This window comes from Nocardia alni, from assembly GCF_019038435.1.
GTDB classification, from domain to species: domain Bacteria; phylum Actinomycetota; class Actinomycetes; order Mycobacteriales; family Mycobacteriaceae; genus Nocardia; species Nocardia alni.
On record NZ_JAGPOX010000031.1, the window covers coordinates 26,334 to 42,855 of the forward strand.

The following is a 16,522-nucleotide window of genomic DNA, read 5'->3' on the forward strand; positions in this document are numbered from 1 at the left end:
ATACGATTTGTCCGGTTTCGTGGTATGCCATGCCGCGATGTGCGGGCCACCGTGTAATTTTGGCAGCATGGTACGGCCACCGACCGCCCGTCCCGCGGTACCCGGCGTGGGAAGGCTCGGCCTGCTCGAGCCGACTGCGGCTCAGTCCCTGCGGGAGTTGGCGTGGGACAACGTCGACAGTGTTCCCCTGCTGTGGGCACTGTCCCGTTCGCCCGACGCGGATCTCGCACTGCTGACCCTGGTCCGGTTGCGCGAGCAACTCGGAATCGGCTGGGCGGCACTGGATTCCGTATTACGCACCGATACCTCACTGCGCGGCAGACTGTTCGCGCTCATCGGCTCGTCCAGCGCGTTCGCCGATCACCTGGTCGCCGACCCGCAGGGCTGGCAGTTGCTGCACCGCCCGGAGCTGCCCACCCGCGAGGAGCTGATCGCCGATCTGCTCGAGGTGGTGCGGGCCACCCCGGAGACCGGGGAGTTCGCCGGACCGATGCTGTACCGCGCCGGTTTCGCGGGTCCCGACGCGGTCCCCCTGCTGCGCAAGCGGTATCGGGATCAGCTGATGCTGCTGGCGGCGATCGATCTGGCCGCCACCGTCGAGAACGAGCCGGTGCTGCCGTACCAGACCGTGGGCAGGCATTTGACGGATCTGGCCGACGCGGCGCTGACCGCCGCGCTGGCGGTGGCCGTGGCCCGGGTCTGCCCCGACCAACCGGCGCCCGTGCGCCTCGCGGTGGTCGCGATGGGCAAATGCGGTGCGTGCGAACTGAATTACGTCTCCGATGTCGACGTGGTGTTCGTCGCCGAACCGGCCGACACCACGGCCACGCGCCTGGCCGCGGAGATGATGACCGTGGCCTCCAACGCGTTCTTCGAGGTCGACGCCGCGCTGCGCCCGGAGGGCAAGGCCGGTGCGCTGGTGCGCACCCTGGAATCGCATGTCACGTACTACAAGCGCTGGGCGCGCACCTGGGAATTCCAGGCGCTGTTGAAGAATCGCCCCGCCACCGGCGATCTGGAACTCGGCGAGCAGTACCGCCGAGAACTCATGCCGATGGTCTGGAGCGCCTCGGAGCGGCCCGATTTCGTCGCCGACGTCCAGGCGATGCGCCGCCGCGTGGAGGATCTGGTCCCGGCGGATCTGCGCGAGCGCGAACTCAAACTGGGCCACGGCAGCCTGCGCGACGTGGAGTTCGCCGTGCAGCTGCTGCAGCTGGTGCACGGCAAGGCCGACGAGAAGCTGCACGTGCAGGGCACGGTGGAGGCGCTGACCGCGCTGGCCGACCGCGGCTATGTCGGCCGTGACGACGCCGCGAACCTGACCGCCTCGTACGAATTCCTGCGTCTGCTCGAACATCGCCTGCAACTGCAGCGGCTCAAGCGCACCCATACCCTGCCCGCGAGCGACGACGAGGAGGGCATGCGCTGGCTCGCGCGTGCGGCGCATATGCGCCCGGACGGCCGGCAGGACGCGGTCGGGGTGCTGGCCAGCGAGATCAAGCGCAACGCGGTGCGGATTCGCCGCCTGCACGCGAAACTGTTCTACCGCCCACTGCTCGAATCGGTGGCCCGCATGGACGCCGCCGCGCTGCGGCTGAGTCCGGCCGCGGCCGTGCGCCAGCTCGCGGCGCTGGGTTACGCCGCCCCGGAAAACGCGCTGGGCCACCTCAAGGCGCTGACCGGCGAGGTGGGCCGCAAGGGCCGCATCCAGGCGCTGCTGCTGCCCACCCTGCTCGAATGGCTCGGCGACACACCGAATCCCGATCAGGGCCTGCTCGCCTATCGGCGAGTGTCCGAGGGCCTGGACGATCAGACCTGGTTCCTGCGCGAGCTGCGTGACGAGGGCGCGATCGCGCAGCGGCTGATGATCGTGCTCGGTTCCTCGGCCTACCTGCCGGACCTGCTGATCAACGCCCCGGAGACCATCCGGATGTTCGCCGACGGCCCGAGCGGTCCGCTGCTGTTGAGTCCGAAGGCCGCCGATGTGCGCGGCGGCATCATGTCGGGCGCGGGGCGCTACGAGGATCCCCGGCGGGCGGTCGCCACGGCCCGGTCCCTGCGCCGCCATGAGCTGGCCCGCGTCGCCTCGGCCGATGTGCTGGGCATGCTGGAGGTGCCGCAGGTCTGCTCGGCGCTGTCCTCGGTGTGGGTGGCGGTGCTGGAGGCCTCGCTGCAGGCGCTGGTCCGGGCCAGTGAGGCCGAGCTGGGCCACAAGGCGCCCGCGGATCTGGCGGTGATCGGCATGGGCCGCCTGGGCGGTCTGGAGCTGGGCTACGGTTCGGACGCCGATGTGCTGTTCGTCTGTGATCCGCGGTCGGGTGAGGACGAGACGACCGCGGTGAAGTGGGCGAACGGCATCGCCGAACAGGTGCAGCGATTGCTCGGCGCGCCGAGCACCGATCCGCCGCTCCAGGTGGATGCCGGCTTGCGCCCGGAGGGCCGGAACGGCGCCCTGGTGCGCACGCTGGCGGCCTACGACGCCTACTACCGCCAGTGGGCTCAGCCCTGGGAGGTACAGGCCCTCCTGCGCGCCCATCAGGTCGCCGGCGACGAGGGCCTGGGCCTGCGTTTCCTGCACATCATCGACCCCGTGCGCTATCCCACGGGCGGCGTCTCGGCCGAGGCGGTCCGTGAGATTCGGCGCATCAAGGCGCGCGTGGATTCCGAGCGCCTCCCGCGGGGCGCGAATCCGGCCACGCACACCAAACTGGGACGCGGCGGCCTGGCCGACGTGGAGTGGACGGTCCAGCTGATGCAGCTGCGCTACGCCCACGAGGTCCTCACCCTGCACAACACCTCCACACTCCAGTCCCTGGATGCCATCGAACAGGCCGACCTGCTCGATTCCGACGACGTGAGCCTGCTGCGCGAGGCCTGGCTCACCGCCACCCGGGCCCGCAACGCGCTGGTCCTGGTCCGCGGAAAACCGGCCGACCAGCTGCCCGGCCCGGGCCGTCTACTATCGGCGGTCGCCAAGGTGGCCGGCTGGCCCAACGACGACGGCAGCGAATTCCTCGACCACTACATGCGCGTCACCCGCCGCGCCAAGACCGTGGTCGAGCGGGTGTTCGGCGGCGACTGAGGTCGACGGAATTTCGATCACTTGCGCAGCGCGAGGAGATGGAAACATCGCGCGACATCCCGATAGGGATCCCGTTGGCCTGCCAGCCATTCGGCCACGCAGATATCCGCGAGCTGGTCGGTCGGCGGGGGAGTGGTGAGATGGTCGACGAAAACGCCTACTCCATACCATGCCTGGACCTCGGCGCCGAAATTCTCGAGAGTCTCGGAAACGAATCGACGGGTGTGATCGTAGGTGGGCAGCGACTTGTCGTCTTGATCCTTTCCGGTACGCAGGCTTGCAATTGTTGCCTCCCACCTCCCTTGCAGGCCACTCCGCATGGCTATCGCGTCCCCATTGGTGGAGAGCACGGATACCAGCCCCGTCGGACGTACGAGGTGGACCAGCTCGCACAGGAGTGGAGCTGGATCCGGCATATACATCAGGACACTATGGCAGCATGCCAGATCGAAGCCTGTCCCGATTTCCTTTCGAGCATTCAGTCCATCGCCCAAAACCAGGTCGATGCGTGTACGAACAGCTTCGGATTCATTCGACAACCGGCCGCGGGCGTGGTCCAGCATTGCCTTGTCGATATCCAACACTGTGACGTGGTGTCCTGCTCGGGCGAGTATTATTGCCTGCATACCGAATCCGCCGCCCACGTCGGCTATGCGCAAAGGCCCGGTGGGCATGTGTTCTTGCAATGCGTATGTTATGAGCTCGAATCTGAGTTTCCCGGCGTTTCGCGTGTAGGCATCGGCCAGCTGTGAGCTGTGCTCGAGCCAAAGATTTTTCATGATAATCCTGATTGCTGTACTGAGCTTGGCTCGCGCGTCATGTCGTCAGCCGGTCGCAGCGATCGGTTTCTTGTCTCTGGAGTTCGTCACGACCGCCGATAACCCCAAGAACAAATAGCACGCGGCCGTTACCGCTATGACGGCGTGTTCGGACCATACTGCCGCCAGCGCGACCCCTCCTGCGATCCCTAGCAGCGCGAGTCCTTCCATCCCGGCGCTGGCGACCGACATCACACGCGAGATCTCGGATCCGGTGGTTGTGGTTTGCAGTGTGCCGTATACGGCTGCGATCAGCAGTGTGCCGGCAAGTGCCGAGAGCATCTCGAAGATGATGACCAGAGGGTACACAAGTGGATGTATGTCTGCTGCGAGGAGTAGACATACGGTTGCCGCGCAGGACATTCCGCTCGAGGCGGCGATCAGCGGCCACATTCCGAGCTTCCGCAGTATCCGGTGGGCCAGTAGCCCGCCGCCGATACCGCCGATCGCCCCGCAGGAGTATAGAACCCCCACGAGTGCGGGAGACACATCGAGCTCACGGATCATGTACACGAGCGTCACCGGAGCGATGAGGCTGCCCACTACGCCTGACAGCCACAGCAGCCACACCTCGAACCGACGGGTGATCCTCAAAATAATCATCGAAATCGAGGCGCCGGGCGCGGCGTAGGCCGTCGGCGAATCGCCTTCGCCAGTAGTTGCTTCGGAAGTCTCGATATGGCGTAGCGGCCACAGAAGCCCCACCGAGAACAAGTTCATCACGGCATCTACCAACAGAATCACAGGCGCCGGAAGGAGTTTCATCAGAGCAGGACCGCCGGAACGGCCCGCGATATCGGCTGCGCTGCTCATGCTGTTCAACATGCCAACCGCCTGAACGCGCCGGTCGGAGGGAACCAGGCTGTTGACGGTTGAATGACCACAGCTCGCGACCAGCGTCTTCGCCAGCATCACTACGATGACGCCGCCCAAAAGCGTTGGCAGAGTGAGTACCCCGAGCCACCACAGCAGCGGGATCAGACAGGCGGATCCCGCTGCCAGTAGCTGGCTGAGGGCTTGCAGAGGGATTTGTCGCTGATGCGCGTCGACCCACGCCGAGAGCGGCAAGCGGGTGACAAGACTGACGGTCAGCGTCGTGGCGGTGACCGCCCCGACCGCCGAGGGACCACCGTGCAGGGTAACGACCACAACCAGAGGGAGCACAGCCTCGGCCACTGCCCCGCCGGTCAACGCGAATGCCCGTGATGCGAGATAGATTCGGATCGCTGACGCGGCTCCGGTAGTGGTCATGAGCGAATTCCAACCGTCACTATCGAGCATCCAGCACTGCAGCAGTCACCGGTGATGTCCTCGTCACGTATGAGCCGGGGGTGTGGGACTCCTGCGATAGGAACCAGCTCGGTCAGTGTAACGGATCGACCGTCGGCGAAGTGAACGGTTGCGTCATCGGTAATGACATCGATGTGTATGCGAGCTTCGTACTTCACAACCGAGAGGGGCTGATTATGCTGACCGAACCCTATATGAAGCCCGGGGCGCCGTTCGTTCATGTGGGAGTTGAGTGCGATGAATTCGGGTATGCCCCGATTCGTACCGAACCCGAGTTCTCCGACATGCATCGAGTGAGAAAATTCGAAAGCCCCGCAGAGGAGGTCGTGCATCGCCGCATTTTGGCAATGAAAAGACTTGATCTCCGAGTTTTGCAGCTCGAACGTGATCGGTGTGTCGGCAAGACGCATGTCCAGATCGGTGATGAAGTTGCAGTTAACAGCACCGTCCGCAACCAGGGTGCCGTCGACCTGCGCCGGGTAGGTGGCAATCTCCCCTGGCGGTAAAATCGTGAACGCGCCTGGGCGGAGCTTTCCTCGATTACTGATCCAGTCATATTTTTCCTGATCGAGCTGGATCTGGAGATCCGTTCCAGCGGCCGAGGTCACGCGAATATTGGATTCACCGCTGAATTCTGCCAGCAACGTAGCATTCAGAGATTCCAGCTCGTCCGGGCCAAGGGTAAGCGCGTTCTTGAAGAAACTGTCCGTCGCGCTGATAATGCGTAGGATTCTCGTCCGGGCCGCGCCGTAGCGTTGGAAGAGCGGGGTGAAGACCTCGAAGTGTGACATTGTATCTCGTTCGAGGGTGACGACGATCAGATTGCCGCGGAAATTTGCAGGGTCAGGCAGTTTCTGGTCCAGGCGATCGGTAAGCTCAGAGTCGGCCAAAGGGATCATGGGAACCGATATCCATGAAATCTCGTGGGCGGTTAGAAAGACGCCACAATGAGCGGCATAGACTCGGCTGTTCGGAGTATAAACCAGTGCAACGTAGTCGTCGGCACTGATTCTGGCGAATTGCTCGAACAGATGTGCAACGCCGATTTCCACGGTTCGCGGTAGCGTAGTGTCGTGGAGAGTGGATATCATGGTGAGTCCTAACTGAGAAAACCGTTCGACAATATTGAAAGAAGAAGTCTCGAGCCGGCTAGGGCACCGAGATTCGGGCCGTATCGGGTACCGGTCAGCTCCATGAGATCGACGCCTATGATCGTTTTTCTCTCCAGCAGAAACCGAAGATGTCTCGATAACTCGCGGGGAACCAGTCCTCCGGATACCGGCCAGGCCACTTCCGGTGCGAATGCAGGATCGAGAACATCGATATCGATAGTTATGTAGACAGGCGCTCGGGCTGGAATACTCTCGTAAACCCTGGACGATCTCGCCCAGTCTCTCGCCTCGTCAGCCGTGATGCAGGTAGCACCTTGCATGTGCGGATTCTCGCCGCTGCGCGCATAATCTATTTCTCGAATGCCGATCTGAAAGACGTGGGCGATACGGTCCAGGTCGAGGATATGAGACATGAAGTTGCCATTGAAAACTCGAGAAGGTGAGGCAGCTTGGAGGCTACGGTCCGTATGAGCATCGAACTGAACGACATAAATACCGTCAAATCTTTCTACTGCAGCCTTGATTGCGCCGAGAGTGAGGCTGTGTTCACCGCCTATCATAAGAGGTTTCATATCTGCTGAATAGACCTTCGATGCGATTTCATGTACCGCATCGATCGTATATTCAAGTGACGAACCCGACGGTGTCAGCAAATTACCTAGATCGGTGGGCAGTATATCTGCGATTGGGATAGAATTACCACGGTTCCAGTCCCAGATGGAGTAATCGCGATTTTCGGCTGGTTTGCCCTCCAGGTACGGGAATGCCCCGCGTATCGCTGCGGGGCCCAGGCTGGGGTTATTGTCCGTGTGTAGACAGTCGAACGATACTGGTAATCCAACTATAGCCCAGGGGGATCGTATGGGAAGGTCGAGTTCCTCTAGAGCTCTGAATTGTCCGATCGTTCGACTGGGTTTCTCGAGAATGTACTCTACTTGGCGAATGCTACTCATCTTACGTATTCCGTTCGAATACCTTGCATGATACTGTCGAACAGCGCTCGACCAATATCAGTCCACTCTGCGGTCTTGTCGAGTATTTCTAGACACGCCTGTAACTTGGTGCGGTCGTTTACCATCATCCGGTATTCATCAGAACCTTCCGGCGCAGACGAATATTCGACCCACCGCGCGAGACCCTGGTGCATCCGCCACAGCACAAACGCCGCGTGCAACGTTCCGAAGAGGGGCCGGGGGTCGGGTCGAAGCGGATGGCTGACCACGAGATTCGGATTGGTTAGATAGGTGATGCGGGCGGTACGCAAGAACATAGAATGATGGCCGCATTCATGGAGAAGCACTTCCATCGTTCGTGCCGTGGTATCGAACCAATGAGTACCTGCGAACACTATTCCGAACATTTGGTCATGTGAGGCGGAAAGTTCGGTGCGATCGAGCACGAGGACCCTATCGATCAGCAGTGACATCTCGACCGCAGCCTCCGGCCAGCATTGCTTGATACGTTCCAGGGCAGATGCGATTTTATATCTGTAATTATCTATCCCGGCTGCCAGGGTAGACTTTGATGCGCTGGCTCCTCCATAGACATTTCCGGAAATTATTTTCAGTGCCGCCTGATCTTCTTCGGTTGCGTTCTCTTTGCCGATGACGTCGATGGCTCCAAACTTTTTTGTTGCAGCACGATTCAAGGCTCTCGCTACCGGCTGAATATCCGATACGGTCAAATGTCCTCTCGGAATGAGTGTCAAGGCCGCCCAGTATGCCTCCGGCGGCATTTCCCTCAAAGCGCTGACGCTTGCTGACAACTCGCTGATCGAGGCCAGTTCGCTGGCTACCGAAGAACTGTGTCGTGCGTATACCTCGGCCAAATGACTCAAACAGATGGCGGGTGTCGTATAGAAGTCTTTCACCATGGTTTTCCGTGTCCGAAACTACTCAACTCTCCTGGCCCGCTCTTGCCGTAGCTTCGCGGACAGCAAGAGCGGGCTTGTCAGGAGAAGTTATCGAGGCTGATCATCGATGAAAGTCCGGTATGCTATATACCAGACATCGCCATATGCGCCGCGGCGCATATCATCGATGTCGCCGGGGAGCGTCACTTCCTGAGCTTCCATCTCCTCCAATGTTCTAGCCAGGAGGTTGTCGTAGTCGAGTTCGGTGGCTTCGGACTGAATTTCGGCTGGCTTTGTCACGTGTATCCATCCATCATTTGTCGAGTTTTGTATTGTGTAATGCAATTGGTTTGTTTTGAGTACTACCACCTCCGCGGGAATAATGAGATGAGCCCACAGCTCAGGTTTGTGATCCGGACTCGGTGGAGGTCTGCCGCGCGCGCCAGCATCCCGTCTCGCTCCGGAGCTCGGAGAGCGAATATCCTGCAAGTAGATTTCACCGCGGTAGCGGATCAGATGTTCTGTCGGCTCAGCATCGCAAATATGGATAGCCGGAAGAGTGCTCAATGCAGCCGGCGGTCGTGCTATGCGATCCGATAGTCGCTTGGCCATCAGCCGGAAGTACCGGATGGTAGTAACCACTCACACTACAGGTGTCAGCAAACTCCTCAGCCGGTCTCGGCATGGGACTCTCGCTGCGCGCATAGGTGAATTCTTCGTAACACAAGATTGCCCGCCCCCTTTTTTTCAACGTTGTTGTCTCCCCGGCAACGTCTATGTGCCAAGAGTGTAGTGCATCATGAGCTCACAGCGGTAGGCGGAATCGAGTCCACTGCACGGCGGTGAAAGTTGGCGCTCAGCGCTTCGGCCTTGCTGACGCCGAACCTTCATGTGCTATCGCTGCCGGATATTTGAAACCTGGGTTTCTCACGAAACCAGTCCGGACCGGACGGATGGCGCCCTCGGCTATCCGGCTTGTGCATAGGGAGACCCGTTGGGCTGTGCCGGGGTAGCCGTGGCACCGGCGTGGCGGTGACGAAGCCAAGGTGGTGCGGGGGGAAGTGGTCACGGTCACGGTTGATGAGCTGGCCGACCCGATGGCCGATCGGTGAGATCCCGGCGGCCGGGGTCGAGTGGAGAGGTAGAACGAGGCACCCCGGGGCGGGTATCCGGGGTTCGACGTGCGCTGAAACGGGTGACGTACGTCAGGTCACTCTTCGATACCGATGTTTGCTGCCTGAGGGTTAACTGTGAGCGGTTCAGGTGTCGGCTGAGGGATGGGCATGCGGTGCGGCGGCTCGCGGTATGCTGGGATGTGAATTGCTGTTCGGTTGCCGGATTGTGATCCGGGTGTGGATTTCGGTGTGGGACAACACATAACCCATTGCGGGGAATGTGTTCCGCGCGGTATCGGTTAGATACGACGAGTACGCATTGTGGCGCCGAATCCGGGCAGGTCGGCGAGCCGGTGCCGAGACGAGGGATTTTGCCGATTCGGCCGGATGACGCGGGTCTGCCGCGGGCCGATTCGTGGGGTCCCGCGACCCGGAACCTGCGTTCCGCATAATGTGTCGTTCAGGACGCGACCATCGGGAGGACCAGATGTCGAGGATGTTCGTGGACGTGACGCACGCCCACCTGCCGCTGACCCGTGCATCTCGGGGGCTGTGAGGTGGCGGATCTGAACGCGGCAGTCTCCGGATATCGGACCTATAGACAGGTGGCCCTGCAACCCGCTCGTGTGGTCCGCTATCCGCTGATCGGCGTGCTGCTGCTGGTCGGCGTGGTGCTGGTCTACGCGGCCGATCGGGCATCGCGCCAGGGCGTCGACCGGGGCTGGTTTGTCGCGGCCTCGCTGTCCGGCCTGTTCGTGGCGCGCGGGCTGCATCTGCGCCGCCCCATCACGCTGCCGCACCTGACCGCTGCGGTGATCGTGCTCGGCCTGTCGAATGTCGCCTATCGCGGCGCGCATCCGCTGGTCGGATTCGTATTCCTGGCCGCCACCGGACTCATCCTGATGCTGCCGCAGGGCTCGCGCCCACAGCCCGAACAGCGCTTGCGGATCCAGGGGCTGGTGGACGAGACGACGCTCGACCCGCTGGCGCCGTTCGCCCTGCACTCGTCCAAGACCTACTTCTTCAGCGCGGGATCGACCGCGGCCATCGGCTATCGCACCCGGTTCGGTATCGCGGTCGTGGCCGGTGATCCGGTGGGCGACCGCGCCGAGTTCGGCCGCCTGATCGAGGAGTTCTCCGAGTTCGCGATGGACCACGGCTGGCGGATCACGGTGCTGGGCGCGAGCCCGGAGGTCGGCGAGCTGTGGCGCACCCGCGCGGCGAACCACCGCGGTTTGCACTCGATACCGATCGGCCGCGACGTGGTCGTGGAGGTGGCCGGCTTCGATCTGGTCGGCCGCAAATTCCGCAATCTGCGCCAGGCGGTCAGCCGCACCCGCAACTTCGGCGTCACCACCGAGATCGTGCCCGAGCGCGAGCTGACCCCGGCGCTGCGTCAGACCCTGTTCGACATCGTCGACGAATGGCACCACGGGCGCCAGACTCGCGGCTTCTCGATGATCCTGGACCATCTGCTGGACGGCCGGAACCCGGGCATGCTGCTGGTGATCGCTCGTGACGACTCCGGCCGGGTGGTCGGCTTCCAGCGGTACGGCGAGTCCAACCACGGCACCGAACTGAGCCTGGACGTGCCGTGGCGGCGCAAGGACGCCCCGAACGGCCTGGACGAGCGGATGATCGTGGACTTGGTCGACTACGGCCGAGAGAAGGGTGTCGCGCGCATCTCCCTGGCCTTCGCCGCCTTCCCCGAGCTGTACAGCGACAAGGACCGCACACGCATCCGGCAGGGGTTGTACCTGCTGGCCCGCGCCCTGGACCCGATGATCCGCCTGGAATCCCTCTACCGGTTCCTGCGCAAGTTCAACTCCTTCGGCGACCAGCGTTACGTGCTGCTGCGCTGGCGCGAGATCGTCTTCACCGGCGCGGCCCTGCTGACGCTGGAGTTCGTCCCGCACCGCAAGCAGATCTAGGCCCCGCCCCCGAGCGGTCATCCGGGCATGCTCGTCGTCATCCCGGCATGCTTGTGGCCGGAATCCGCGGCGATGGATTCCGGCCACAAGCATGCCGGAATGACTGCGAGCGTAGCGTGCCGCGCATGGGATTCACCGTCGAGCGTTTCGACCACATCGTGCTCAACTGCCGCGATGTGGCGGCTACCGCGGCCTGGTACGAGCGGGTGCTGGGAATGCGGGTGGAGACCTTCGGTCCGGCCGGGCGCACGGCGTTGCGGTTCGGCCTGCAGAAGATCAATCTGCGGCCGGTGAGCATGGCCGCGGACGATCCGGGCTGGGTCACCGGCGTGGTCGCGGCGGCGGGGTCCGAGGATCTGTGTTTCGTCGCGACATGTACGCCGGGGGAGGTGCGTGATCAACTGGTCGCGTGTGGCGTGGAGATCACCCAGGGGCCGGTGGTGAAGGTGGGCGCGCTCGGTGAGATGGTCTCGCACTACTGTCGTGATCCGGACGGGAATCTGGTCGAAATCGCGGTTTACCACTAGAGGTCGTTGGGCCGCTTGACATTCGAGGATCTTTCATTCGAAAGTAACCGGGTGTTGGAAGCCACAGATGTCTCCCGGACCGCGCTGCGCAAGGTCGGCGTACGGCTGGTGCCGTTTCTCGGGTTGCTGTATTTCGTGAATTACCTGGACCGGGTGAATATCGGGTTCGCCGGGCCCAGCGGCATGAAGCACGATCTCGGGCTGTCCGAGACGGTGTTCGGGTTCGCGTCCGGAATCTTCTTCCTCGGATACCTGGTGCTCGAGGTGCCCAGCAATCTGGCGCTGCACCGGTTCGGTGCGCGGCGCTGGATGGCGCGGATCATGGTCAGTTGGGGCGTGATCGCGACGGCGATGGTATTCGTGCCGAACGCCACCGTGCTGATCGTGCTCCGGTTTCTGCTGGGTGTGGCGGAGGCGGGATTCTTTCCGGGCATTCTGCTGTATCTGACCTATTGGTTCCCGCAGCGATACCGGGCGCGGATCGTCGCGATGTTCATGGTCGCGGTCCCGCTCTCCACCGCCATCGGGTCCACGTTGTCCAGCCTGGTGATTCAGTACGGCGGCGGCGTATTCGGTTTGCGCGGTTGGCGTTTCATGTTCCTGGTGGAGGGTGTGCCCGCACTGCTGCTGGGCGTGGTGACCTGGTTCTATCTGACCGACCGGCCCGAGCAGGCACGCTGGCTCAGCGCGCCGGAAAGACAGTGGCTGGCAACCGAACTCCTGCGCGAGGAGGCCGAGCTGGAACAGGCCGAACAGTGGACGCTGCGCAAGGCGCTGACCCATCCGCGGATTCTCGGCCTGGCCGCGATCTACGGTGGCATCGCCTACGGGCTGTACGCGCTCGGATTCTTCCTGCCCACCATCATCGCCGGATTCCAGCGTCAATACGGCACGCACTATTCGGTGGTGCAGCGTGGGCTGATCGCCGCCGTGCCGTACGTGATCGGTGCGGTCGTGATGGTGTGGTGGGGCAGGCACGGCGACCGGACGGGGGAGCGGCGCTGGCATGTCGCGCTGCCGTCCATCATCGGCGGCGTCGCCATTCCGATCGCGTTGTACCTGGGCAATCCGTTCGCCGCCATGACCGCCGTGACCGTGTGCGCGGTCGGTGTGCTCGCCGGCCTGCCCACCTTCTGGGCGTTGCCGAGCACATTCCTGTCCGGTGCGGCCGCGGCCGGTGGGATCGCGCTGATCAATTCGCTGGGCAATATCAGCGGATTCGCCGCGCCGTACATCACCGGGTGGCTGAGTGATTTCACCGGGACCGAGCGCGCGGGGCTGTGGGTGGTCGGGATCTACATGGTTCTGGCGGGTCTCTGGGCGTTGGTGTTGCGGCCGCGGCGGGAGTGACGGTCGTATTCCCGTCTGTGATGTGCGGGCTCGCGGTGGGGAATAATCGCCCGGCCGCTGGGTTGATCAGCGTGAGCCGTGAAAGGAATTCATTGTGGCGAACGGTTTTTCGGCGGACGGCCTGAAGGCGCTGAGCGAGAACCTGGCGGGGTACGTCGATCGCGGTGAGGTTTCCGGGATAGTCGGGGCGATCTATCGGCACGGTGAACTCGTCCAGGTCGACACGGTGGGGTGGCGGGATCGCGAGGCGCGGCAGCCGATTCGGCGCGACACCATTTTCCGGCTCGCCTCGATGACCAAGCCGATCACCACGGTGGCCGCGCTGCAACTGGTCGATCAGGGGTTGATCGCGCTGTCCGATCCGGTCGAGCGCTGGCTGCCCGAATTGGCCGATCGCATGGTCATGCGCGATCCCGACGGCTCACCCGGGGATCTGGTGCCCGCCGTCCGGCCGATCACCCTGGATGATCTGCTCACCTATCGGCTCGGCCTGGGCTGGGGCAGGTCTTCCCTGGGGCCGCAACTGTTCTCGCTGACCGTAGAACCGATCGGCAGCGCCCTCGGCGTGCCGGGCGTCGAGGCCCTGGACGCCGACACCTGGATGCGCCGAATCGGCGAACTGCCGTTGATCGCCCAGCCCGGCACGCTCTGGCGGTATCACACCGCCTCGGACATCCTCGGCGTGCTGGTCGCCCGGATCGCCGGAAAGCCGTTCGACACCGTGCTCGCGGAACGCATTTTCGCGCCGCTGGGCATGCGGGACACCGGTTTCGTCGTGCCCGTATCCGCCCGGGATCGGCTGTCGGTGCTCTACGACCGAAGCGGGGCGGTCGTGGACCATCCGGAATCGACGGCGTGGGCGCAGGATCCGCCGTTCGCCTCCGGTGGCGCGGGATTGGTGTCGACGGTCGACGATTACGCGCGGTTCGCCGGAATGCTGCTGGGGCAGGGCGAACTCGACGGGACGCGAATCCTGTCTCACGAGATCGTCGAGCAGATGACACGTGATTACCTCACCCCGGAACAACACGCTGCGCCACCGTTCAATCCGCCACTGGGCCAAACCATCTGGGACGAACATGGTTTCGGCTACGGCGTCCAGGTCCGCACCAGCGTCGCGGACCCGGGGCCGAGCCTCGGTGCGTTCTCCTGGCCCGGTGCGTTCGGTACCGCCTGGATCGTCGATCCCGACCGCGATCTGGTCGCCATGCTGTTCACCCAGTCCAGTGGCATCATCGTGGCCGCCGAATGGCAGGTTCCGTTGGGCGACGATTTCTTCGGGCTGCTCTACCGGGCGCTGGAGGATTGAGCCTCAGCCCGCGTCCACGTGCTTGTTCAACCAGTCGAGCAGATCGGTGAGTACCTGGTCCTGTTCGGGCTCGTTGAAGATCTCGTGGTAGAGACCGGGATAGCGCAGGACGGTCAGATCCTGTGCGCCCGCGTCCCTTTCGATGATGTCGGCGCCCGCCGGATTGGCGAGCGCATCGGCGGTGCCCTGCATGACCAGGGTGGGGACGGTGAGCTGTTTCAGGCGCTGGACCACGGTGCCGGTGCTCAGCAGAATCTGCGCGGCCGTCCGGGCGGGCAGTTTGCCGCGGAATACCAGGGGATCGCTGTCGTAGGCCCGGACGACCTCCGGATCACGGCTGATCGTCGACGAATCCAGTTTCAGTACACCGAGATTCGGTGTCCACCGCATCAGCAGCGGGGCGAGTAGCCGCTGCACCGGATTACCCGCGTCGATCACCAGGGGCGGCGCGGATACCGCGATCCCGGCGACGTCGAGCGGGCCGCGGGTGGCCAGGTACAGGGTGATCAGGCTGCCCATACTGTGCCCGAGCACGAACCGCGGCACACCCGGATGCTGTCTCGATGCGATATCGAGCAGGGTGGCGACGTTGTCGGCAGCGCCGTCGACCGAATCCACATTGCCCTTGCGGCCGCCCGAGCGTCCGTGGCCGATGTGATCCAGCGCGTACACGGCGAAGCCGGCGTCCGACAGCCGGCGTCCGACATGCTCATATCGCCCGGAATGTTCCGCGACGCCGTGCACGAGCGCGATCACCCCGCGCACCCGTTCCTCGGGGAGCCAGGCACGCCAGAATATTCGCCCGCCGCGCCCGTCGAACTCGCCTGAATCGCTGTGGACCACCATCGCTCCGTTCGCCGCCCATCGCCGCCCGATGCGCCGGACGTCGCGTCGTGCCATTCTCCCGCCTAACCACCGGGAGGGCACGTGATCGCCACGCCGGATATGTCCGGGCTATCGGGGTCGTCGGTCGATCAGAAGGCGCAGGCGAGCGCGGTCGCGTTCGAGGCGGCGGGCCTCGTAGGCGATGGGGAAGTAGCGCAGGCGTTCGGGCAGCAGGGGGACCGTGCGGCCGATGATCCAGCCCAGCACCCGCATGATCGCCTGATCGGTGGTGGTCCAGGTCAGACCGAGCTTGTCGCGCGCGACCGCCGGGGTAGTGCCGACGGTGAAGAAATACTGCATACGGCCGACCGGCGCGGTCGCGGCCCGCCACAGCGGCGCGAGCGGACGGGGCACGAACGCGGGCCGCCCGATCTTACTGGTCACTGTCAGGAAGTCGCGGGAAACGGTGGTCGCGACCAGATGGTTCTCGACTCGGTCGTGGAAGAACTCGAGCCATTCGGCATACGTATCCGGAATCTCCTTGGGCGCCACGGAGAAATTACGCATCAGCTGTACAACCTCCTGGTAGTACTGCTGCTTTTCCTCCTCGGTCAGCGGCGTGCGAGTGAAGGGCCGGTTGCCCTCGGTATAGGCGTACACCGCGGTGTGCAACACCCACGCCCACGGCCCGGACGACAGCGCGGTATGCCGAACCTCATGCGCATCAACGGTATTGAGCGTGGTGTGCATCTCCCGCAGCCGATCCGCTTCCCCAAGCGCCTCCTGCCCGCCATAGATCCACATCATCACCGAGGCGATACTGCGAACCGCGCGCCCGACCGGATCGGTCCGAAAGCTCGAATGCTCGTCCACCACCGCCGCGATCGACGGCTCCATCGTCTGCAACAGAAAAGCCGATCCGGCGGTGAACGGGAAAGTGATCAGCCCGACCTCGTCCCACATGCGACTGTCGGGTCCGAACGGCCGGCGGGGCTCTCGATCGGCTCGCTCGGATCGGCTGACTGGTGTGGTCACGAGATCTCCTTCGATCACATCCGCGTGCTCGAGCAACACTCGATGAGAAACTTACCGCCAAAGCTTCTCATCATCTCAGTGCGAAGGCAAGGCGCTACGTACTCGGCCGACGGCCGAGGATCGTTCGACGCAGTCCCTCGTCATCGCGTAGCCGATGGCCGCCGTGGGGACGAGGCGCTCGGCACGATCTGCGGGAACTCGGAGACCCCTTCGCCGCCGACGACTTCCACTGATCGATTGCGGCGCGGCAGGTACTGTTCGCCGGGTGAGATCGAT

The 16,522-nt window shown here is 63.4% G+C and carries 13 protein-coding genes; 5 read left to right on the top strand and 8 right to left on the bottom strand.

Annotation, left to right across the window (positions count from 1 at the left end; all coding sequences use genetic code 11):
• Positions 1 to 67: 67 nt before the first annotated feature.
• A complete protein-coding gene (locus JZ791_RS14515) occupies positions 68 to 3,082 on the top strand; it encodes a bifunctional [glutamine synthetase] adenylyltransferase/[glutamine synthetase]-adenylyl-L-tyrosine phosphorylase (RefSeq protein ID WP_216895043.1) in 3,015 nt (1,004 codons plus the stop codon).
• 17 nt (positions 3,083 to 3,099) lie between these two features.
• Here the strand turns inward: JZ791_RS14515 and JZ791_RS14520 are convergent, their stop codons facing one another.
• From JZ791_RS14520 to JZ791_RS14545, 6 genes are all read right to left on the bottom strand, one after another.
• On the bottom strand, positions 3,100 to 3,861 hold the full coding sequence (locus tag JZ791_RS14520; RefSeq protein ID WP_216895045.1) for a class I SAM-dependent methyltransferase: 762 nt from the start codon (positions 3,859 to 3,861) through the stop codon (positions 3,100 to 3,102).
• 45 nt (positions 3,862 to 3,906) lie between these two features.
• On the bottom strand, positions 3,907 to 5,151 hold the full coding sequence (locus tag JZ791_RS14525) for an MFS transporter (RefSeq protein ID WP_216895047.1): 1,245 nt from the start codon (positions 5,149 to 5,151) through the stop codon (positions 3,907 to 3,909).
• A complete protein-coding gene (locus JZ791_RS14530) occupies positions 5,148 to 6,242 on the bottom strand; it encodes a 2,5-dihydroxypyridine 5,6-dioxygenase NicX family protein (RefSeq protein ID WP_216895049.1) in 1,095 nt (364 codons plus the stop codon). Before JZ791_RS14530 ends, JZ791_RS14525 begins: the two co-directional genes overlap by 4 nt.
• Before the next feature lie 47 nt (positions 6,243 to 6,289).
• Positions 6,290 to 7,255 carry an arginase family protein gene (locus JZ791_RS14535; protein ID WP_216895051.1) on the bottom strand — a complete coding sequence of 322 codons (966 nt, stop codon included), beginning with the start codon at positions 7,253 to 7,255 and terminating at the stop codon, positions 6,290 to 6,292.
• A complete protein-coding gene (locus JZ791_RS14540) occupies positions 7,252 to 8,175 on the bottom strand; it encodes an aKG-HExxH-type peptide beta-hydroxylase (RefSeq protein WP_216895053.1) in 924 nt (307 codons plus the stop codon). The genes JZ791_RS14535 and JZ791_RS14540 overlap by 4 nt, the downstream gene beginning before the upstream one ends.
• 87 nt (positions 8,176 to 8,262) lie before the next feature.
• Positions 8,263 to 8,454 (bottom strand): hypothetical protein, encoded by a 192-nt coding sequence (locus JZ791_RS14545; RefSeq protein ID WP_216895055.1) that lies wholly within the window; start codon positions 8,452 to 8,454, stop codon positions 8,263 to 8,265.
• Positions 8,455 to 9,826: 1,372 nt separating this feature from the next.
• Between JZ791_RS14545 and JZ791_RS14550 the strand changes: the two genes are divergently transcribed.
• The 4 genes from JZ791_RS14550 (at position 9,827) to JZ791_RS14565 (ending at position 14,386) form a co-directional block, all read left to right on the top strand.
• Positions 9,827 to 11,200 (top strand): bifunctional lysylphosphatidylglycerol flippase/synthetase MprF, encoded by a 1,374-nt coding sequence (locus tag JZ791_RS14550; protein WP_216895057.1) that lies wholly within the window; start codon positions 9,827 to 9,829, stop codon positions 11,198 to 11,200.
• 125 nt (positions 11,201 to 11,325) lie between these two features.
• Positions 11,326 to 11,727 carry a VOC family protein gene (locus tag JZ791_RS14555; protein WP_216895059.1) on the top strand — a complete coding sequence of 134 codons (402 nt, stop codon included), beginning with the start codon at positions 11,326 to 11,328 and terminating at the stop codon, positions 11,725 to 11,727.
• 51 nt (positions 11,728 to 11,778) lie between these two features.
• On the top strand, positions 11,779 to 13,077 hold the full coding sequence (locus tag JZ791_RS14560; RefSeq protein WP_438804522.1) for an MFS transporter: 1,299 nt from the start codon (positions 11,779 to 11,781) through the stop codon (positions 13,075 to 13,077).
• A 94-nt stretch (positions 13,078 to 13,171) separates the two neighbouring features.
• Positions 13,172 to 14,386 (top strand): serine hydrolase domain-containing protein, encoded by a 1,215-nt coding sequence (locus JZ791_RS14565; RefSeq protein ID WP_216895061.1) that lies wholly within the window; start codon positions 13,172 to 13,174, stop codon positions 14,384 to 14,386.
• Between the two features lie 3 nt (positions 14,387 to 14,389).
• Here JZ791_RS14565 and JZ791_RS14570 read toward each other — a convergent pair whose 3' ends face one another.
• Entirely contained in the window at positions 14,390 to 15,286 is an 897-nt protein-coding gene (locus tag JZ791_RS14570) for an alpha/beta hydrolase (protein WP_254205709.1), read from the bottom strand.
• Positions 15,287 to 15,340: 54 nt separating this feature from the next.
• Positions 15,341 to 16,246, bottom strand: a complete 906-nt coding sequence (locus JZ791_RS14575; RefSeq protein WP_308162925.1) for an oxygenase MpaB family protein — start codon at positions 16,244 to 16,246, stop codon at positions 15,341 to 15,343.
• Positions 16,247 to 16,522: the final 276 nt, after the last annotated feature.